The organism is Corynebacterium sp. S5S1 (assembly GCF_001913985.1).
Lineage (GTDB): Bacteria > Actinomycetota > Actinomycetes > Mycobacteriales > Mycobacteriaceae > Corynebacterium > Corynebacterium marquesiae.
This window is the reverse complement of the sequence record NZ_MKXT01000007.1, coordinates 82,708-103,348: the sequence shown is the minus strand read 5'-3', so window position 1 is coordinate 103,348 and position 20,641 is coordinate 82,708. Positions and strand designations below refer to the sequence as shown.

The following is a 20,641-nucleotide window of genomic DNA, read 5'->3' as shown; positions in this document are numbered from 1 at the left end:
AAGATGCCCGAAAACAACATCCACAACGTGAAGCAGAAACCCTTCACACCCCCAACAAGCCCACCCGCGGAGTTGACAACCTATATAGGAACACCCCCTAAAGCAGGAGCAACTTGAGTGTTAGGCCGATCATGATGACGCCGATGCCGAAGTTGATCCAGCGCCATACCGTGGGCCGGGACAACACGTGGGAAAAACGCGCGGCACCGAAGCCGATAAACGGAAACCAAGAGAAGCTGGCACAGATTGCACCCACGGCGAAAAGCCAGCGTCCCGATTCGCCATATTGATTAGCAATGCTGCCGAGCATGACCACTACGTCCACGTAGGCGCCTGGGTTAAGCCACGTTAAGGCCAGGGCGGTCAATAGCGGCTTAACCCACGAAGGGGAGCGCTTGATCTCGACGCGAGCTGCGGTCTTGGTCGTGCTGCGTGCCTGAGAGCCATCGAAGGAAGCGACTTCCTGCGGAGATTTCGGCTCTGTCGATTCCACCTCGATGGCCTCGCCTTTGGTCTTGACCGCATCGCGGAAGCAGGTAAAGGTGAAATACGCCAGGTAAGCGGCGCCAACATATTTCAGAACCTTAAGGGCGTTGGGGAATTTTTCTACCAGGTACCCCACTCCGGCCGTGCCGGCGGTAATCAGGAGGACGTCGGAAAGCGCGCAGACGGCAATGATGAGGCCAATGTGGTCGCGGCGAATGCCGTACTTGAGCAGCATGGCATTTTGCGGGCCAACGGCCACGATGAGCGATAATCCCAGGAAGAAACCAGCAAGCACGATGGACATGCCTTCCAGTGTGAATTCTCGGCCTGAATTAGTCCAGTTAATGAATCTACAGTTGGTTTAGAATAGCTTCATGAACCCGGTGCACTTAGAAACATTGCTCGCCATCGTGGACGAAGGCAGCTTCGATGTCGCCGCTGCTGTACTCGGTATATCGCCGTCTGCGGTAAGCCAAAGAATTAAGGCCCTAGAATCGAGCACCGGTCGCGTGCTCCTTCGCCGTGCTACCCCGGTAACCGCCACGGAAGCGGGGGAGATCCTGGTTCAATCCGCACGCCGCATGGCGTTGGTGCAGGCGGAGACGGATGCCCGCCTAGGCCACCGCTTGGCCCGGGTCCCGCTCTCTGTCGCGGTGAACTCGGATTCTCTAGCGACATGGTTTCGTAGGGTGCTTAGCGATACCGCGCGGCAGGGTGATGTCGCCCTGCGCATCCGGATTGAGGATGAGGCCCGCACCTTAGCCATGCTGCGGCGGGGCGATGTGCTTGGCGCGGTAACGAGGGAAGCCACGCCGGTCTCGGGCTGCGAGTCTAGCTTTTTGGGTACGATGCGGTATTTCCCAGTCGCGGCACCACATATTGCAGAAAGCTTCCATAGTGGCCGCCTGACCTGGGAAACTATGCCCCTTGTAGGCTATGGGCCCAACGATCAAGTACTGGATGATGCGATGCGCGAGCGCTTCATTGATTCGGCCGTGGTGCGTGCACGGGTATCACAGATTCCCTCTTCCGAGGGCTACCTGGAGGCCGTTCGCGTTGGCCTGGGGTGGGGATTGTTGCCCCAGGCCCAAGCGCTGCCCCTATTGGCGGCAAAAGAGCTGGTGCTTCTCGACGACTCGCCGCTCGATATTGACCTTTATTGGCAGCGTTGGCGCTTGGAGTCAGAGGTTTTGAGCGAACTTACGCGTTCGGTAATCGAGGCTGCGGCCGATCTAGTGGCGACGTAGTACGCGTGCTCGCGCGGCGCGCCGTGGTGGGTACCACAAAAGTGCAGGCACGTCCCCTAAGTTGGAGCTATGAGCGATAAGCAGCAACCGGATAAAGCCACCCCGTTTGATGAGGATATGGACGTCCCTACCTACAACGCGAAGCCCGCTAGTAAGGATTCTGTCTCCGGCCAGGGAAAGTCGAAGCCTGGCCTCTTCGAGCGCGCCGGCCGCGCTGAGCCGCAGGAGATCAAGCCGTCCCAGGCGCAGCAGGACCACCCGGAAACCGAGGTACTGTCCTATTCCAGTGCTAATGAAGCTGCACGTCAGGACAGTGACGCCGGCGAGGAGACCGTAGCCTTCGCGCAACCGGAGTCCACCACGCCGGCTAGCGTGGAGCAGGAGACGGCACTTGCTACTGCCGACGCCCCCGTGGACAGTACCCTCGGCACCGAAACCGCAGAGGAGCGCGAGGCACGCCTACGGGCGGAACAAGAAGAAAAGGAAGGCTATCAACGCTATGGCCGCCGTGGCACCATCGATTTTGGTCTGCTATTCATTCGCATCGCACTGAGCGCCTACCTGATCATTGCCGGTGCAAAAACCTTTTTCGAGCTCGGTGATAGTCAGGGCTTGTCCGGTCTAGAGGGCGACTTTGCTAACTATGCCTGGGATACCGCACTATCCATTGCGGTTCCGACCATGCAGCTTATCGCTGGTGTATTCCTGTTGCTGGGTCTCATTACGCCTCTGGCTGCCATGCTCGGATTGGTAGTGACCGGCTTTACCGCTGTGCATGAACTAGCGCAGGCCGGCGCCGGCTTGGACGTCTTTAGCTGGCCAGATTCGGTCTGGCTTTCCTTGGTCCTCTTTGTCATCGCAGTAGGCCTGCAGTTTACTGGCCCGGGCTTTATTTCCCTAGACTTCAAGCGCTCCTGGGCACGCCGCCCGCTGGGCACCTCCTGGGTCTTTGTGCTTATCGGCGTAGCGATTCTCGTAGGACTCTGGTTCTTCGGTGCGGGAGTTAATCCGCTGAACTAATCGCCAGTAGATTATCCGTCGCACTCGCGGCGGATTTTCTTTTACCCCTTGCTTTCTCGAGTGGAAAGTATGATACTTTCTAAAGTGGAAAATAACGGAGAACCGAGGACGAAAGGGATGGCGACTATGGGTGACAGCGTGCACGAGGCACTGGCCTTCAATGAAGAAATGGAGCAGGACCAGGGCGCCAAGCGGAAGACTGGGCTTAATGCTTTGTTTGCTGCGGCGCTAGCGGGACTGTGGTTTGTCCTGAGTCAATTTGGGAAAGGCATGCCGCTGTGGTTATCCCTCGGAGTCATAATTGCCTGCCTGGGTGTAGGCCTCTGGGTAGGCGCTAAAAAGCGTGACGTGCGTGCAGGCTATAGACAAAATCCTTTTGACCAGCCGCAGCCGGATAAGAAATACTATTTCGGATTTTTTCTAATATTTGCCCCTACGTTTTTCCAGACCTTTCTCGAAGGGCATATGGTAATTGCGGGCATCGTATTCACGCTGTGGGGCTTGGGTGTGTTTTGGGCTCTCAATTCGGGAGCAATGGATATGTCCACGCGTGATCATGGAGATGACAAGCAGGCGAGCGGTGATGAGTGAGCTTGATCCAGTAATTCACCCGCTCAACCGATTTAAGATTTGTGCGGTGCTCAACGCGGCTGGGGCACTGGAAGGCGCCATCAACAAAGAGATGCGCTTTGCCGCGATTCGAGACAAGGTGAATCAATCCGATGCCACGCTGTCTAAGCAGCTAAGCGCACTGGAAAAAGAGGGATATGTCAGTCGCTTTCGTGAGTATGGATCCTCGCGCGGCAAGGACACGGTGTGGGTGATGCTCACGGCCAAAGGCAAGGCCGCATTCGATTCGCACCTTGCAGCGCTTAAGACGTTAGCAGGGCAGGAGTAGCGGTATTCGCGTTCCGGTTATTGTGCTGGGAGGCATAGAAAGCGGCTGCGAAAAGTGCGCCGGTCACTATGGTTAGCCACACGAAGTCATCCACCCAGAACTTCTGGTAGCGCTCCATGGCGTGGACATCAACTTGATCGCCCCACCACCACTTGGGAGGTACGGTCAGCAACATGCCTGTCCAGGCGAGGAGGACAGCAAGCAGGCTGCCCGCGGCCCATCCAGACGGCAACCAGGTCCAGGCGCGGTAAACAAGGACCGGGATGATGAGCGTGAGCCAGACCCAATGGTGCGACCAGGAAACAGGGGAGATGAGCAGGAGGGTGAGGGCGGTGACCATTTGGGCGTCGACAAGCAGATGCTCCTCGCACAGTCGCTTGGTAAGCCACGCCGCGAATGCAATAACCACGAGGGAGGCGGCGATCCACGCAATATTGATGGTCAGTCCATTTGCGTCCATGGCTTCCGTAGAGGAATACATGCGCTGAATGGCTCCTTTGATGGAACTATTGGACTGGTACTCGGTTGCGACGCCGAAGTCGCCGCCAGAGCCCATATCGAGCAATTTAGAGCTGAAGAACTCTACGAATGCGTCCCAGCGGAAGGCTGCGGCGAGGAGAGTGGCAGCGACTGCGGAAAGGAAAGCCGTGGCAATCTGCTTCCATTCCTTGCGCACGAGGAAATAGAGCAGCATCGCCAGTGGGGTAATTTTGATAGCGGCGGCCAAGCCAATCAAGACGCCTTGCGGCAGTAAGCGCTTACGCGGAACGAGGTCGAGGATAACCAGCGCCATCACCACGATATTGATCTGTGCAAAACCATTGTTGAGGTCAACCGGTTCGAAGCGCAAGGCAATGGCCCAAGCAATGGTGGTAATTGGCAAGAGAAAATCCGGCTTCTTTAGCACCGCCTTGAAGACAAAGTAGAGGCAGACAAGCAGGAGTAGATCGGACACGACGATCATGATGTCGCCCGCCATATCGTGGTCAATGCCGTCAAAGGCCGTGATCGGAACCATGACGAGCGCGCCAAAGGGCGGATAAATGAAGGGAAGTTCAATGTCCCCGGCCAGCATGGGCTCGCTATAGACAGAGCGATGCTCAAGGAAGGCCTTGACGCCTTCGCGGTAGATCACCATATCGATGGGGAAGTCCGTGATGCGGGTGTCCTGAACAACCTTCCGGGCGCCACAGAGGAGCCCCAGCAGAGCTAAGGCATAACGGAAAAATGGGGTGCGCGCGAGTTTCATCGCAGTACACTTTATGCGATCTCCAGGTAAACGGGCGTGCACCCCATCGAGGCACAGCAATTTAGCAGCTATCTCCTGCTAATTCACATAACCGTCAACCACGCGTACCGCGCCGCGGTCGGCAGAGGTTGCCATGGCCGCATACGCGCGCAGCGCCTTGGTGATCGGTCGGTTGCGGCTCACTGGAGTCCAGGGGTGCTCGCGCAGTTCTTGGGCGGCTCGGCGGCGCTCCAGCACGTCCTCGTCCACATCCAGGGTGAGTTGGCGCTCGTGGATGTCGATGGTGATGGTGTCGCCATTTTCGATGAGCCCGATAAGGCCCTGGTGGGCCGCCTCGGGGGAGATGTGGCCGATGGAAAGGCCGGAGGTGCCGCCGGAAAAGCGGCCGTCGGTAATCAGGGCGCATGCCTTGCCCAGCCCGGCGCCCTTGAGGAAAGAGGTTGGGTGGAGCATCTCCTGCATGCCAGGGCCGCCGGACGGGCCTTCATAGCGAATGACCACCACGTCGCCCGGCTGAACTTCCTTGTTCAGGATTATCGATACGGCCTCTTCCTGGGATTCGACCACACGAGCAGGTCCAGAGAAGGTCCACAGCTCTTCATCGACGCCCGCTGCCTTTACGATGGCCCCGTCGGGGGCCAGGTTTCCGCGCAGGACAACGAGGCCGCCGTCGGAAGAAAAGGCATGATCGGCGTCGTGAATGCAGCCATTAGCGGCGTCAGTATCGAGCTCGTCCCAGCGGTTGGATTGGGAAAATGGTTCGGTGGTGCGCACGCCGCCGGGGGCGGCGAGATAAAGCTCACGGGCCTCATCGGTGGCGTGCGGGTTGCGGATATCCCAATCATCGAGCCACTGCTCGGCGTTATCGTACAGCGCCGTATGCACCTTCAAGTTCAGGTGCCCGGCGCGGCGAAGTTCTCCCAAGATGGCGGGGATGCCGCCGGCGCGGTGGACATCCTCAATGTGGTAGGTGCCATTGGGCGCGACCTTGGACAGGCAAGGCACGCGGTAGGAGATGTCATTAATGTCATCGAGGGTGAAATCCACCTCGCCTTCCTGTGCGGCTGCAAGCGTGTGCAGGATGGTGTTGGTGGATCCGCCCATGGCCATGTCTAGCGCCATGGCGTTGGTGAAGGCTTCCTTGGTGGCGATATTGCGGGGGAGAACGGATTTGTCCTCCTCGCCGTAATAGCGGCGGCACATATCGACGATGGTGGAGCCGGCCTTTTCAAATAGGCTGCGCCGAGCCGTGTGGGTGGCCAAGGTGGTGCCGTTGCCGGGCAGCGCCAGGCCAAGGGCCTCTGTCAGGCAGTTCATCGAATTGGCGGTAAACATGCCAGAACAGGACCCGCAGGTGGGGCAGGCGGATTCCTCTACCTGGGACAAGCCTTCATCAGATACCGCGTCATTGGCGGAGGCGGTAATGGCAGTGATGAGGTCAGTGGGGGCGTGGGCTACGCCATCAACCACGACGGCTTTGCCGGCCTCCATCGGTCCGCCGGAGACGAAAATGGTGGGAATGTTCAGGCGCAGCGCCGCATTGAGCATGCCCGGGGTGATTTTATCGCAGTTGGAGATGCACACCAGGGCGTCGGCAGTGTGGGCATTGGCCATGTACTCGATGGAATCGGAGATGATTTCGCGCGAAGGCAGCGAGTAGAGCATGCCGCTGTGTCCCATGGCGATGCCATCATCGACAGCAATGGTATTGAATTCCTTCGGTACGCCGCCGGCCTCGCGTACGGCGTCGGCGACGATATCGCCAACGTTTTTAAGGTGTACGTGGCCGGGGACGAATTGGGTATAGGAGTTGGCAATGGCGACGATCGGCTTGCCAAAGTCATTTTCCTTGGTGCCGGTGGCCCGCCAGAGGGCGCGGGCTCCAGAGGCTTGGCGGCCGACGGTAGTTACTTTTGAACGCAGCGGGAACATGGTTTTCAGTCACCATTCCTTCAAGGATGTGGGGGAGTGTAGGCGGCGTATTTAGTTTTCGGCCGAAGGCTTGAGCTCGGGGTGGCGCTCGAGGTAGTCCTCATACTCTTCTTTGCTGAGGAGGACTTGTTGGCCGTCACGGTGGACAATTACCACCTTGTCATCTGCCGCTTCACGGCCCTGGGTAAGGGCGTCAGGGATGCGGCCGCGGGAGGCCTCCGAAAGTCGCGGGAGCGAGTTAAAGGTAACGCCGGGCAGGCTGTGCTCCGCGCCGGCCTTGGTGCGGGCGAAGGCGCGGGCGCGTTGGAAGCCGATTCCGGCAAAATCGTCCCATGCGATCTGGATATTTTTCCGGAATGCGTAAGAGATAGCGATTCCAGACTCGGAGACTTTGGTACGGGATTTTATGACCCACCACAATCCGAGGATGGGGATTATGAACAGCCATGCGAGGTATTTGGGGGCCCATCCGATGCTCAGCAGAGCAATGGCGGACAGGATGAGGATGCCCAAGATGTGGTCGCGGGATGGCTTGAAAACCTCTGCCTGGGTGGTGGACTGACGAGGTTTGTTGTCCTTAGGTGGTGGAGTCATAGTGTGCAAGCCTAATTCACTAAGGCCGGCAAGGGCGAACCTATTTTTCAGGCGTGTCCCACCAGGTGGGAATGCGATCTCAAAAGGGGGTAATCTCCACGAGTGTAATACCTATCAAGGTATAGTCATGCCCATGATCATTATTCGACTTCAGGTAGGACCAACGCGGTGGTGACCGCGACGCCTCATGACGTCGACGCATTTCGCCCCCGCAGACAGAAAAGCCCGCGGGGGCTTCGTTCATATCTGGAGCCGGTGCCAATGATGATCAGGACCACTAATAGACCATTTCAAGGAGCACATTAACCGTGGTTACGACAACTTCGCCCACGCCCGCTTCGGTGGCTGCAGCCTCACGCGCCCACGCTCCGGAGCGGATGAGTGGTGCCCACGCCATTGTCCGCACTCTCGAAGACTTGGGAACCGATCTCGTCTTCGGCATTCCAGGCGGTGCCGTGCTTCCTCTATACGATGCCTTGCACACCTCGACCAAGCTGCGCCATGTGCTCACCCGCCATGAACAGGGTGCCGGCCACGCCGCCGAAGGCTACGCCCAAGCTTCCGGCAAGGTAGGCGTATGCATTGCCACCTCCGGGCCGGGTGCGACCAACTTGGTGACAGCGCTTGCCGACGCCAACCTGGACTCCGTTCCCATCGTTGCCATCACCGGCCAGGTGGGTAGCAACCTCTTGGGAACCGATGCCTTCCAAGAGGCCGATATTCGCGGCGTGACGATGCCGATTACCAAGCACAACTACATCGTGACAGAACCGAGACAGATTCCAGCTGCCATTGCAGCCGCATTCCATCTGGCGTCTACGGGCCGTCCGGGGCCGGTCTTGGTGGATATCCCGAAGGACGTGCAAAACGGTGAATTGGAATATTCCTTCCCGGCTACGTTTGATCTGCCTGGATATAAACCGACGACCAAGCCACACCATCGCCAGATCGCGCAAGCGGTTGAGCTCATTGCACAGGCAGAAAAGCCGGTCATCTATGCCGGCGGCGGTGTCATCAAGGCCGAGGCGGCCAAGGAGCTGCGCGAGTTTGCGGAATTCTCCGGAATCCCTGTTGTTACTACGCTCATGGCCTTGGGGGCCTTCCCAGAATCTCATCCGCTCCACATGGGCATGCCGGGCATGCATGGCACCGTCCCTGCAGTTGCGGCCATGCAGCGAGCTGACCTGTTGATTACTATCGGCGCGCGATTTGATGATCGAGTAACCGGTGATACCTCCACTTTTGCCCCTGAGGCCCAGGTAATTCATGCTGATATTGACCCGGCTGAAATTGGGAAAATCCGCGACGTTGCCGTGCCAATCGTGGGTGATGCCCGCAACGTGTTGGCAGGTCTCTTAAAGGAGTACCGTAAGAACTCCGCGGTGAAATCTCCGGAAGTAGGCCCATGGCGGGATTACCTCGATGGGCTCAAGGAACGGTTCCCCCGTGGCTATGATCCCACTCCGGATGGGCAGCTCAATCCCCAATTTGTGTTGGAAAAGCTGAGTGAAACCGTAGGTCCTGAGGCTATTTACTGTGCCGGTGTGGGACAGCACCAGATGTGGTCGGCACAGTTCATTGATTTTGAGCATCCACGCTCTTGGATCAACTCCGGCGGTGCCGGAACCATGGGCTATGCCGTGCCGGCGGCCCTCGGCGCCAAGGCAGCGTGCCCGGATAAAGAAGTGTGGGCGATTGACGGTGACGGTTGCTTCCAAATGACCAACCAGGAGCTCACCACCGCGGCATTGGAGGGCTTTCCGTTTAAGGTTGCCGTCATTAATAACGGCAACCTCGGTATGGTCCGTCAGTGGCAGACACTGTTCTTTAATGAGAACTACTCCAATACCAAGCTGCGAGAACGAGATGTCTATACCCCAGACTTCGTCCGCTTGGCAGAGGCGCTGGGATGCGAGGCCATCCGAGTCACCTGTGAGGAAGAAGTAGTGCCGGCTATTGAACGGGCCCGCGCAATCAATGACCGCCCAGTGGTCCTTGACTTCATCGTTGGTGAGGATGCCCAGGTCTGGCCAATGATTGGCGGTGCGGCGTCCAACGAAGAAATTCAATATGCCCGTGGCTTGCGCCCGCTGTTTGATGACAATGAATCGGCAGCAGAAGCTCCTGCCGATATCGACGAGACTATCCAGGAGGTATAGGCATGGCACCCAGTGACGTTTCCCGGCATACTCTGTCGGTCCTGGTAGAAGACGTCGAAGGGATCCTGTCCCGTGTGACCGGCATGTTTTCCCGGCGTGGGTACAGCATTATTTCGCTGGTTTCTGCCCAGACGGAAAATCCAGGGATTAACCGGCTGACCATCGTGGTCGATGCGTCCGAAAGGATTATGGAGCAGGTAACCAAGCAGCTCAACAAGATTGTGCCGGTCATCAAGGTGGTGGAGCTCGAGCCGGACTCGACCGTGGCGCGTGCCCTGATGCTGGTCAAGGTGGCTGCGAATAACGCCAACCGGCCGCAGGTGGTCGATGCCGTTAATATCTTCCGTGCCCGCGTGGTAGACGTGGCACAAGAATCCGTGGTGGTGGAGGCTACCGGTACTCCTGGAAAGCTAGCGGCGCTTCTCGACGTCCTGGAGCCATTCGGTGTGCTCGAGCTGGTGCAGTCTGGTGACGTGGCCTTGGGGCGTGGTCCCAAGGCGATGGCACCCCCGCGAAATTAAATCCCACTATATGGTCACTGCGTCTCGCACGGTGGTATAGTGCTAGGTGGGACGTTAACTCATTGAACTTACAATCACTACAGAATTGAGGACTACGACATGGCTATTGAAACCTTCTACGACGATGATGCGGAGTCGCAAGGTAGCCGTTATTGGTTACGGCTCCCAGGGGCATGCACACTCGCAGAACCTGCGCGATTCCGGCGTCGAGGTTGTTATTGGTCTGCGTGAAGGTTCCAAGTCGGCGGCCAAGGCTGAGGAAGCAGGCTTTGCGGTCAAGACCGTTGCAGAGGCCGCCAAGTGGGCAGACGTAATCATGCTGCTGGCACCAGATACCTCTCAGAAGCAGATCTTTGAAGATGAAATTGCCCCCAACTTGGAAGACGGCAATGCGCTGCTGTTTGGGCACGGCTTGAATATCCACTTTAAGCTGATTGAACCGCAAGCCAATGTCACCGTTGGCATGGTTGCACCTAAGGGGCCTGGCCATCTGGTTCGCCGCCAGTTCGTTGATGGCAAGGGCGTTCCGTGCCTCATCGCTACCGAACAGGACCCTAAGGGCGAAGGCCACGATCTGACCCTGTCTTATGCAGCAGCCATCGGTGGTGCGCGTGCTGGCGTTATCCCGACGACCTTCGAAGCAGAGACGGTTACTGACCTCTTTGGCGAGCAGGCTGTCCTGTGCGGTGGCGTAGAGTTCCTGATTCGCGCCGGCTTCGAGGTTCTGACTGAGGCTGGATACGAGCCAGAAATGGCCTACTTTGAGGTGCTGCACGAGATGAAGCTCATCGTGGACCTGATGTTTGAGGGCGGCATCGCCAACATGAACTACTCGGTATCTGATACCGCCGAGTTTGGCGGCTACATTTCTGGCCCTCGCGTAATTGATGCTGATGCCAAGCAGCGCATGAAGGATATCTTGTCCGATATCCAGGACGGCACCTTCACCAAGCGCCTGCTGGCCAATATTGAGGGCGGCAACAAGGAGCTGGAGAGTCTGCGTGAGGAATTTGCGCAGCACGAAATTGAAAAGACCGGCACCAAGTTGCGCGATTTGATGAGCTGGGTCAAGAACCCGCTGGATGCTACTGCCTAGGAATAAAAGGCGGTGTCCGTAACGCACCCCACGGTGAACAGGCATGTTTACCGTGGGTTTAGCTTTATTTGCTTCAGGTAAAACTCCAGTGCGGGGAGTAGGATGAGGGCCATGGGTTTTACGACGCCAAGCTATGACCTCAAAGACCTCTTTGCACGAATTGATCGCGGGGATATCCAGTTACCTGACTTCCAGCGCAGCTATGCCTGGGATGAAGATCGTATCCGTTCTCTCATTGTCTCCGTGCTGCGCGGCTATCCCATCGGCGCGCTCATGGCTCTTAATACCCGAAACGAAAAGATGCGCTTCCGTCCCCGTGCCCTTGCGGGCGCACCTGAAACCGGCGTCGACCCCGGCTTGCTCCTTTTGGACGGGCAGCAGCGCCTGACCACCCTGTATCACTGCTTCAACGGCGAGGGCTTTGTAGACACCACTGACTTCCGCAAGAAGAAGATTCACCGCCGCTTCTTTATCGATATTCGCGCGGCCGTTCGCGGCGATCTAATGCCGGATGATGCCATCTTCGCGGTCAATCAAGACGGTAAGATTCGCTCGCACTTTGCACCAGCAATTGAGGGCGATGTCCTAACGCGCGAAGATGCACTAGAGAATATGTGCATTCCCGTGGCTTCTTTGCTCAGTGAAGACGGCGTCGGCATGCTTTTTGAACTTGCGGCGACCAAGCAGGAATACAGCGCGGAACTGGCTGCCTTTAATAATCGCATCATTCGACCATTGTCCGGCTATGACCTGCCAATGATTCGACTTTCCCGCGAGACGGAGAGAGCCGGAATAGGCTCGATTTTCGCTCAAGCGAACTCGGCCGGTTTGCAGATGGACGTATTCGATCTGCTAACTGCCGTCTTTGCCTCTGAGGACCCCAGCTTCCACTTGGCCGCTGATTGGCACGAAGTGGAAAAGGACCTGCGGAAGTCTCCAGCCTTGGACGGAATTGGCCGCACCGAGTTTCTCTCCGCAGTATCGCTTCTGGTCTCCGGTGAAAAGGGCTGTGCCGGTGGCCAGCGCGAGGATATTTTGAAATTGTCATTGGCGGAGTACAAGTCGGCAGCCAACGATCTGCGCATCACCTTCCGCGAGGTATCAGAGTTCTTGGCGCAGCGCTGCATCCTTAGCATGGATCAGGTTCCGTTTAATGAGCAGATTGTTCCCCTGGCAGTCATTATCGCCCGCTTGGCCAAGCGCGGGGGAGCGCTTTCTACCGAGCAGTCCTGGAACCGCATCAACCAATGGTTCTGGTGTGGCGTCTTTGGCGAGCTCTACGGCTCTTCTGCAGTACAACTGCGTGCAGCTCGCGACGTGGATGAGGTCACCGAATGGGTAGCCGGTGCAACGGATGAGGTGCCGAAGACCGTTACCGATGCCACCTTCCGTGAATCCCGTTTGCTTTCCGTAGATGACAAAGATGGCGTATGGCACGGACTCTATGCCCTCCTCATGGCGCGCGGCGCGAAGGACTGGCGCACCGGAAAAGCCTTTACCCGGCATACGTTTGAAGAGCTCAAGCCAGGCTTTTTCCCTGTGTTCCCGCTCAATTGGTGCAAGCGCCACGGCGTCGATCCCGTCTTGGCTGAGTCGGTGATGAACTACACCCCGATGGGCAAACGAACCGAGGTAGTGCTCGACGGTTTCGCCCCCAACCGCTACCTTCCCCGCGTTCAGTCCAAGTCCATCATGGAAGATGCGCAATTTGATGAGGTGCTAGCATCCCACGAAATGAACCTGGACTATCTGCGCGCATCCCAGCCGCGTGAATTCCTCGCAGACCGCCGTCGCCGGTTCTTGGACATCGTGGAATATGCTTTAGGCAAACCCGTTATCCGCGATGTGGATGAAGCAAACCTGTGTGGTGGAGAGGAAGGTCCGCAAGCTTTTGATCGCTAAATCTGTGCGCTTGGCCGCTACAGTGCTTGTTGCTTCCCTAGCGCTAGCAGCCTGTGGCACTCCGGTCACAGAATCCAAGCTGGTCAGGCGTGGTCTGTCCGATTTGGATGAGTCCGAAATCGATCTCAGCAAGGCCAAGGCGGAAAACCAAAACCGTCTTATTGATCCGAAATTTGATGGCAAGTTGGTCATTGTTAATGACCCCATTGGAATTGAAGCCAGTCGCCTATTTTTTGAAGATTCGGATTCGCTGGTCCTTTTTTCCCCGGATGATAAATCCATTCTTCGTGCAGCAACCTTGGCGGTAAACCAGCATTTGCCGGCGGTGCAGTATGACGATGCTAGGCGTTTGGAAATCCATAAGCTGCTCACGGACTTGGGAGTAAGTCGCCTGGTGGTAATCGGTGACGTGCCGTGGACGGAAACCTCTGGTGAATTCAGCGTGATCAAGGATCCAGGAACGCATAGGGCACTAGGGGAGTTCACGGCATTCCAGTATGGTTCCAAGGTGGTAGCCTCGCCGGAGCAGATGGTAAAGGATATTGCACGGCTGGATAAGACTCCCCATATGGAGCTGCGTCCTGCCTGGGTGCCGTATGAAGGCGAACTTGATGCTGGCGAGGAAAAGAATCAACCCATCCCAGCACAGTCCCGCAGGGACGGCCAGATGGCGCCAAATATCGTTGCCACTAAGGATAGCCCCATCGCAAACGTCATTACTGCGGCAGCCTACGGTGGAAGAGTTTTGGTCATGCCGACTGCCGATCCGCTAGCGGATAAGCACAGCATGGCTGCTGTAGCGGGCCTGGAGGACGGCGCCTTAGTAGCCTTGGGGCCGGAATTCGGTCGAGTGAAAGAATTTAAGACAAAAATCAAGCAGGGCACTCCTGACTGAACTACACTTCCTTGACACGCGGACAACCCGCGTGCACCGCATTTCACTTAAGCGAAGGAAGATATGTCGAAGCCGGTAGTCCTTATTGCCGATAAATTAGCCCAGTCCACGGTTACGGCCTTGGGGGACTCTGTTGAGGTCCGCTGGGTGGATGGGCCGAATCGCGCCGAGCTCCTTGCCGCGGTTCCGGAAGCCGAGGCTTTGCTGGTGCGCTCTGCCACAACCGTTGATGCAGAGGTATTGGAAGCGGCCACAAAGCTCAAAATTGTGGGCCGGGCCGGAGTAGGACTGGACAATGTCGATATTCCGGCAGCCACAGACAAGGGCATCATGGTGGTCAATGCGCCAACATCGAATATTCACTCTGCGTGTGAACAGGCCATCGCACTGCTCTTAGCGACGGCGCGCCAGGTACCAGCGGCCGACCGGTCCCTGCGCGAAGGGGAGTGGAAGCGCTCTTCTTTCAAGGGCGTAGAGGTCTACGGAAAGACCATCGGCATTGTTGGCTTTGGGCACATTGGCCAGCTTTTTGCCCAGCGTATGAAGTCCTTTGAGACGACCATTATCGCGCACGATCCCTATGCCAACCCAGCTCGCGCGGCAGCGTTGGGCGTGGAATTAGTTGAGCTAGAAGAGCTGATGTCGCGTTCGGATTTCGTGACCATTCACCTGCCAAAGACTCCGGAGACGGCCGGAATGTTTGATAGGGAACTTTTGGCCAAGGCGAAGCCAGGACAGATTCTCATTAACGCAGCGCGAGGAGGTTTGGTAGATGAAGCGGCTCTGGCTGAGTCTATCGAGTCGGGACATCATCGAGGTGCGGGCTTTGACGTTTATGCCACGGAACCGTGCACTGATTCTCCGCTCTTTAAGCTGCCGCAAGTCACCGTGTCCCCGCACCTAGGCGCCTCCACTGTAGAGGCCCAGGACCGTGCGGGAACCGATGTAGCGGAGTCTGTCTTGAAGGCGCTTGAAGGAGAGTTTGTGCCGGATGCGGTCAATGTCTCCGGTGGGGCAGTGAGAGAAGAGGTTGCTGGTTGGTTGGACCTCGCCCGCAAGCTAGGACTTACTGCTGGCCGCCTTTTGGGTCAGGCCCCCGTTGCCGTCGAGGTGGAGGCCTGTGGCGAGTTGTCTACCGAAGACGTGGAGGTGCTAGGACTTTCTGCCGTCCGAGGTCTGTTTAGCGGCGTGACTTCGGAGCCGGTGACCTTTGTCAATGCAATGCAGATCGCGAATAGTCGTGGGGTAGAGGTGGAGGTTTCTACTAATGCGGAGTCCAAGGGGCACCGCTCTTCCCTGCAGGTGAAGGTTATTGGTGCCGATGGCGAGATCTCCTCGCTCACCGGCGCACTTATCGGCATCGATGGAACCGAAAAGTTCATTCGCATCAACGGCCGCGGCGTAGATATGCGTGCTAGCGGCCGCAACCTCTTCTTCCGCTATGCGGATGCCCCAGGTGCATTGGGAACGGTAGGCACCAAGTTGGGGGCTGCGGGAATCAACATCGTGGCGGCCGCTCTTACACACGGTAAACAGGAATCTGATGCTGTGTTAATTCTGCGCGTGGAAGCCGAGGTGCCAGAGCATCTCATCGCCGAAATTAATGCGGCCTTGGGGGCTGAATGCGAACAGCTGAACATGGAAGCATAAGGCTGCGGACTATAACAGAATCTCAACCCGCGTGGTGCTAGGTAATTTCCTGCGCTACGCGGGTTTGTTTTGGTAAGGTAATTTCATATCCACTCTGTGAGAAAGGGATCTTACATAATGAAACTTGCGGTGATTGGCGGCGACGGAATTGGGCCAGAAGTGACGGCCGAAGCGCTCAAGGTGCTGCGAGCCGTTCGCTCCGATGTCGAGACTACCGAGTATGACCTCGGTGCGCGGCGTTATCTGCGCAATGGGGAGCTTCTCACGGACGCCGATGTGAAAAGCCTGCGCGAGCACGATGCGATCCTATTGGGAGCGATCGGCGCTCCAGGTGAGGTGCCACCAGGTGTGCTGGAGCGGGGACTGTTGCTTAAGATGCGGTTTGCGCTGGATCATCACGTGAACCTGCGCCCCTCCAGGCTCTATCCCACCGCTTCCTCGCCGCTCGCTGAACCGGGCGATATCGATTTCGTTGTGGTGCGCGAAGGTACCGAGGGTTTGTACTGTGGAAACGGCGGTACCTTGCGAGAGGGAACTGAGTACGAGGTGGCCAGCGAGGTATCGCAAAATACTCGTTTCGGCGTGGAGCGTGTAGTACGCGATGCGTTTGCGCGGGCAGCGCAGCGCCGTAAGCATCTGACCTTGGTGCACAAGACAAATGTCTTGGTCAATGCTGGTGGGTTGTGGCAGCGCACCGTTAATGAAGTCGCCGCCGAGTTTCCAGAGGTTCGGGTGGATTACCAGCATATTGATGCTGCGACTATTTATATGGTGACAGAGCCGGCGCGCTATGACGTTATTGTCACCGATAACCTTTTTGGAGACATTCTGACCGATTTGGCGGGCGCGGTAACTGGCGGTATTGGCCTTGCTGCCTCCGGAAACATCGATGCCTCTGGCACGAATCCTTCCATGTTCGAGCCGGTGCATGGTTCTGCGCCAGATATTGCGGGTAAGGGGATTGCAGACCCAACGGCGGCAATCTTGTCCGTCGCCATGCTTCTTCGTCACCTGGGTGATGAGTCTAATGCGCAGCGGATTGAGGATGTGGTGGCACAGGATGTTGCGCACCGCGATGCCGAACCAATAAAGACCGTTGAAGTCGGTGACCGGATCGCCAAGCTTCTCGTCACATAGAGGTGGGCCTCTTGTGCCAGGCGCTTGCCGACGCCCCGGGCGCCCAGCGTTTCCTGGTGTAGTCCGCAGTAGGGCCAGCAATGGCAATTAAAAGGTAAAGGAAATTTACTCAAATTAACTAATTAACACCGTATCCTTTGCACACATGTGAAGGTGGCTATTGAGTAGGATTACCGCTATGCGTTTAGGACGAATTGCACACCCAGAAGGAATCTGTTTCGCCATTATCGATGGGCCCAAAGACGCCCCAATGGAAGAGCTAGTAGCAAAGGAAATTGCCGGCACGCCCTTCACCCCACCGGAGCCGACCGGCCGCGAGTGGAAACTTAACGAGGTTCGCCTGTTGGCGCCGACCCTTCCCACCAAGGTGGTAGCGCTTGGACGCAACTATGCGGACCACGTTGCCGAGGTTTTCAAAAAGTCTGCTGATAGCCTGCCTCCCACTATTTTTATCAAGCCATCTACCGCGGTCATTGGCCCAGATGCCGCGATCAAGATCCCGGACTACGCCACCAACGTCGAGTAAAGACCACGTGTTGGGATACACCATCTGTAACGACGTTTCCTCCCGCGACCTGCAGTTCAAAGACGGTCAATGGGCTCGTGCCAAGGGCATTGACACCTTCTGCCCGCTCGGCCCGTGGATCGAAACCGATCTGGATAGCTTGAATCTAGACGATCAGAAGATTAATGCTTATCTGACGCACGAGGGTTCTCGCGAGCAAAAGCAGGATTCCAATACGGACCAGATGATCGTGAAGATGGGCGGAATTTTGGAGGAGATCTCCGCTGCCTACACCTTGCTGCCCGGCGATGTCATCACCACCGGGTCCCCAGCCGGCACCGCTCCTATGGTTCCAGGAGACACCATCGAAATCGAGATCCCAGGCCTCGGCACCCTGCGCAATTCCATTCACCGTGCATAACCCATGCCACCAAGAACACCGCGCCTACGTACCCACCTCCGAGGAAATAGAGGCACGCTACCAGAGTACTGAGCGGCTGTGGTCGGCCAATCCCAATGAGACCCTTGTCGATTATGCTGCGAAGCTGACCCCTGGCACGGCCCTTGATATCGGGTGTGGAGAAGGCGCGGATGCGCTCTGGCTAAAGAACCACGGCTGGGAGGTGTTGGGCATTGATTTCGCTCCGACTGCTGTGGCGCGCACCAACGCCCACGGCGTCGCAGCGCGGGGCACAACGTTTAATGACTTTAGCCATGAGCCCTTTGACTTGGTCAGCGTCCATTATGGTGGGGTAGGCGCCACGCCAAAAGAGGTGGAAGAGCTAGAGCGATTGGTGGCTCCAGGCGGAACACTGCTCTTTGTCCATCACGATATGGAGTCGGCAGAGGTAGCGATGCCGGAATGGTTAGCGGAAAACCTGCGCGAGCTGGAGACGGTCGAGCTAACTCGTCGTGAGCGTCACCTGACGGAAGGCGCGGGTGCGCACCACCAAAGCGATGTCGTGCTCGTCGCCAAGCGTGCAGCCTAGAGGCTGAGCGCCTTCAAAATGGTGCGCAGTTTAGCGGTGGTTTCTTCCAACTCCGCTTGGGCATCAGAATCGCCGACGATGCCTCCACCGGCCCAGGCGCGCGCCGATAGCCCATCGCCGGCCACTTCTGCGCAGCGGATGGCTACCATGTACTCGCCGTCGCCGGAGCTATCGCACCAGCCGACCGCTCCGGCATAGAATCCACGGTCCGTTTCTGCAGTCTCAATGAGGGCTTGGGCGGCCTCTGCAGGGGTGCCACAGATGGCTGGTGTGGGGTGTGCTGCCAGGGCAAGCTCAAGAGCAGTCAAGTCTTTATCCTTGAGCGTTCCGAAAATTGGCGTGCCAAGGTGCCACATCTCATTGGTGCTAATGAGCTGCGGGGTGTCCGGAATGTCTAGCCGCTCGCATAGCGGGCTAAGCACCCTGCGCAGGTGTTCCACTACGAAGGAGTGCTCGTGGAGATCCTTGGCAGAATGCAAGAGATCTTGACCTGCGATGTGGTCCTCAGCTGCTGCGGCGCGGCGCGGTGACGATCCGGCCAAGGGAAAGGCAGAAACGGTCGAGCCCTGACGCTTGACCAAAACCTCTGGAGAAGAACCAACCAGCATCGCGCCCGGCCGGCCAGCGGGGGAGAGATCAGCAATGAAGCCATCGCGGTTGGCGGAAAGATCGATAAGGCGCGCCGCCACGAGGCGTGGATCAATAGCCTCAGGGAATTCGATTTCTACGGCACGGGCCAAAACCACCTTTTCCAGCTTGGAGGTCTCGATCGTGCCGATGGCCGCCTCTACTCGGCGCAGGTGCTCTTCGGGTTCTGGATCGAATCCGACCACTCGGGAGTTCAGGCTCTTATTGCGGTAGTAGGCGTGCGGCTCCAAAGGGCCCTCTTCGCGGATGATGGCCTCCGGCACCGTTAGCGCGGCGGGTGTGTCAGAGTCGAACGGAATCGCACCGACGACCATGTCAATATCCTTGCTGCGAAGGGCGGAAATCGCCGCGTCGGTGTCATTGAAAGTGTGGCGCGCACCTTGGGTACGGACAGACCCCGTTGCTCGCGAGAGCAAAAAATCGGGGGCGGTGCTTGGTCTGTCTTCGTGCATGAAAATATAGCTTAATGCCTTGGGCTTTTCTTACAGAATTGGGTGTGCACTGGGCGTGTAAACAGTGAATTAAGTGAATGATGTGGTTAATTTTAACCTTGTGGCTAATGTTACTAAGTTTCTTCACTATTCCCTGTACCTGATCCTTGTTGGTGTGCTGGCTAGCGGGGCGTTGCTGAGCGCTTCTCCTGCCCGCGCTCAAGAAGCGCCTGCTCCTGCACCGGCTCCAGCGCCAGCGCCAGCACCGGCCCCAGCTCCGGCACCCGAAAACGCGAAGCCGGTTATTCCGCAGCCAGATGGATCCCACCTTGTTCCAGAAGGCGCTAAAGAATCTACCCCGGCGCCAGCAGGAAAAGGTAGCGGAGAAGACAACCCAGCACCTGCGCCTGAGGGTTCATCGCTGCCGGAGCCGGCGCCGCGGCCAGCGATGGTAGATACCAGCATTAATCCCAACCCCCCGTTTAAGCCGGGTTCCATACAGTCGCTCAATATGGAGCATGAAGGAAAGACCCGCAGGTATCTATTGCGTATTCCCAATAACTATTCGCCGGATAAGGCTGCGCCTGTTCTCTTCGGCTTCGGTGGGTGGGGAGATTCCCCGGAGAACTACTCCAGCTACGCGCGCATGCAGACCACCGAGGCCAATAACGAGGCCATCATCGTCTATCCAGAGGGATTTGAGCGAGCTTGGGAGGCAGCGCCCTATGCCAAGACCCGCGATGGGGAGGACATCCGCTTCATCAAGCGCATTCTTGACTCTGTGGACAAGGACTACCATGTTGACCGCAACCGCGTATACGCCATGGGCATGTCCAACGGCGGCGGCTTTACCTCTGTGCTCGGCTGCCACGCCCAAGATACCTTCGCCGCTGTAGCCATGGTCTCAGGTGCATTTTATAACCCGGTCGAGGTCAACTGTGCAGATGCGCCGATGAATACCCTCATCATGCACGGCGTTAACGACAAGATGATGACCTATGAAGGCGGTGACCGGCACGAGGCTGGTTACTTGCCAGTGCGCACCGTGCTTGGTAGCTACCTGAAGCGCAATCGATGCGATATGACCTTCCAAGCCACTCCGGAGGCTGGCGGTTCCGAACGCCTGAGCTTCAACGGCTGCCAGAAGGATGTACAGCTGGTCAAGGTTCCACAGGACCACACCTGGTTCTGGCAGCCAGATACTCCACGGGTGGTCTGGGACTTCCTCTCGTCCAAGACCAGGGTATAAAACAGCGGTGCTTAGCCACGGATAAGGCCCAGA

The 20,641-nt window shown here is 57.5% G+C and carries 17 protein-coding genes and 2 pseudogenes; 14 read left to right on the top strand and 5 right to left on the bottom strand.

Annotated features, from left to right (window positions below):
• Nucleotides 1-97: 97 nt before the first annotated feature.
• Nucleotides 98-790: a LysE/ArgO family amino acid transporter gene (locus BKN05_RS04580; protein ID WP_286688061.1), complete on the bottom strand. Its 693-nt coding sequence runs from the start codon at nt 788-790 to the stop codon at nt 98-100.
• Between the two features lie 70 nt (nt 791-860).
• Here BKN05_RS04580 and BKN05_RS04575 point away from each other — a divergent pair, with 70 nt between their 5' ends.
• The 4 genes from BKN05_RS04575 (at nt 861) to BKN05_RS04560 (ending at nt 3,651) form a co-directional block, all read left to right on the top strand.
• Entirely contained in the window at nt 861-1,733 is an 873-nt protein-coding gene (locus BKN05_RS04575; RefSeq protein ID WP_286688060.1) for a LysR family transcriptional regulator ArgP, read from the top strand.
• Nucleotides 1,734-1,802: 69 nt separating this feature from the next.
• Entirely contained in the window at nt 1,803-2,753 is a 951-nt protein-coding gene (locus BKN05_RS04570; protein ID WP_286688059.1) for a DoxX family protein, read from the top strand.
• A gap of 84 nt (nt 2,754-2,837) precedes the next feature.
• Nucleotides 2,838-3,344, top strand: coding sequence for a hypothetical protein (locus BKN05_RS04565; RefSeq protein WP_286688058.1), 507 nt, complete (start codon nt 2,838-2,840; stop codon nt 3,342-3,344).
• Nucleotides 3,337-3,651 (top strand): transcriptional regulator, encoded by a 315-nt coding sequence (locus tag BKN05_RS04560; protein ID WP_286688057.1) that lies wholly within the window; start codon nt 3,337-3,339, stop codon nt 3,649-3,651. Before BKN05_RS04565 ends, BKN05_RS04560 begins: the two co-directional genes overlap by 8 nt.
• Here the strand turns inward: BKN05_RS04560 and BKN05_RS04555 are convergent.
• The 3 genes from BKN05_RS04555 to BKN05_RS04545 form a co-directional block, all read right to left on the bottom strand.
• Complete coding sequence (locus tag BKN05_RS04555; RefSeq protein WP_286688056.1) at nt 3,626-4,900, bottom strand: glycosyltransferase family 87 protein; 1,275 nt, start codon at nt 4,898-4,900, stop codon at nt 3,626-3,628. The genes BKN05_RS04560 and BKN05_RS04555 overlap by 26 nt on opposite strands.
• Nucleotides 4,901-4,978: 78 nt before the next feature.
• The gene (gene ilvD, locus BKN05_RS04550; RefSeq protein WP_286688055.1) at nt 4,979-6,832 is read right to left on the bottom strand and encodes a dihydroxy-acid dehydratase; all 1,854 of its coding nucleotides are present in this window, start codon (nt 6,830-6,832) and stop codon (nt 4,979-4,981) included.
• A 51-nt stretch (nt 6,833-6,883) separates the two neighbouring features.
• A complete protein-coding gene (locus BKN05_RS04545; RefSeq protein WP_198492929.1) occupies nt 6,884-7,426 on the bottom strand; it encodes a PH domain-containing protein in 543 nt (180 codons plus the stop codon).
• Between the two features lie 308 nt (nt 7,427-7,734).
• Here BKN05_RS04545 and BKN05_RS04540 point away from each other — a divergent pair, with 308 nt between their 5' ends.
• From BKN05_RS04540 to BKN05_RS04500, 9 genes and pseudogenes are all read left to right on the top strand, one after another.
• Nucleotides 7,735-9,585 carry an acetolactate synthase large subunit gene (locus BKN05_RS04540; RefSeq protein WP_286688054.1) on the top strand — a complete coding sequence of 617 codons (1,851 nt, stop codon included), beginning with the start codon at nt 7,735-7,737 and terminating at the stop codon, nt 9,583-9,585.
• 2 nt (nt 9,586-9,587) lie between these two features.
• Nucleotides 9,588-10,106, top strand: coding sequence for an acetolactate synthase small subunit (gene ilvN, locus BKN05_RS04535; protein WP_198492931.1), 519 nt, complete (start codon nt 9,588-9,590; stop codon nt 10,104-10,106).
• Nucleotides 10,107-10,205: 99 nt separating this feature from the next.
• Nucleotides 10,206-11,202 (top strand): annotated as a pseudogene (gene ilvC / locus BKN05_RS04530) (ketol-acid reductoisomerase).
• Between the two features lie 111 nt (nt 11,203-11,313).
• A complete protein-coding gene (locus BKN05_RS04525; RefSeq protein WP_286688053.1) occupies nt 11,314-13,104 on the top strand; it encodes a GmrSD restriction endonuclease domain-containing protein in 1,791 nt (596 codons plus the stop codon).
• Nucleotides 13,094-13,999, top strand: coding sequence for a hypothetical protein (locus BKN05_RS04520; RefSeq protein ID WP_232619519.1), 906 nt, complete (start codon nt 13,094-13,096; stop codon nt 13,997-13,999). The genes BKN05_RS04525 and BKN05_RS04520 overlap by 11 nt, the downstream gene beginning before the upstream one ends.
• 63 nt (nt 14,000-14,062) lie before the next feature.
• Nucleotides 14,063-15,649, top strand: coding sequence for a phosphoglycerate dehydrogenase (serA, locus tag BKN05_RS04515; RefSeq protein ID WP_198492935.1), 1,587 nt, complete (start codon nt 14,063-14,065; stop codon nt 15,647-15,649).
• A 117-nt stretch (nt 15,650-15,766) separates the two neighbouring features.
• Nucleotides 15,767-16,786 carry a 3-isopropylmalate dehydrogenase gene (locus BKN05_RS04510; protein ID WP_049377172.1) on the top strand — a complete coding sequence of 340 codons (1,020 nt, stop codon included), beginning with the start codon at nt 15,767-15,769 and terminating at the stop codon, nt 16,784-16,786.
• Between the two features lie 178 nt (nt 16,787-16,964).
• A pseudogene (locus BKN05_RS04505) lies at nt 16,965-17,712 on the top strand (fumarylacetoacetate hydrolase family protein).
• A complete protein-coding gene (locus BKN05_RS04500; RefSeq protein WP_286688052.1) occupies nt 17,705-18,280 on the top strand; it encodes a class I SAM-dependent methyltransferase in 576 nt (191 codons plus the stop codon). The pseudogene BKN05_RS04505 and the gene BKN05_RS04500 overlap by 8 nt, the downstream one beginning before the upstream one ends.
• Here the strand turns inward: BKN05_RS04500 and BKN05_RS04495 are convergent.
• On the bottom strand, nt 18,277-19,380 hold the full coding sequence (locus BKN05_RS04495) for an isochorismate synthase (protein WP_049377174.1): 1,104 nt from the start codon (nt 19,378-19,380) through the stop codon (nt 18,277-18,279). The two genes, BKN05_RS04500 and BKN05_RS04495, sit on opposite strands and share 4 nt — an antisense overlap.
• A gap of 490 nt (nt 19,381-19,870) precedes the next feature.
• Between BKN05_RS04495 and BKN05_RS04490 the strand changes: the two genes are divergently transcribed.
• On the top strand, nt 19,871-20,608 hold the full coding sequence (locus tag BKN05_RS04490) for a CE1 family esterase (protein ID WP_286688051.1): 738 nt from the start codon (nt 19,871-19,873) through the stop codon (nt 20,606-20,608).
• The last annotated feature ends 33 nt before the right edge of the window (nt 20,609-20,641 follow it).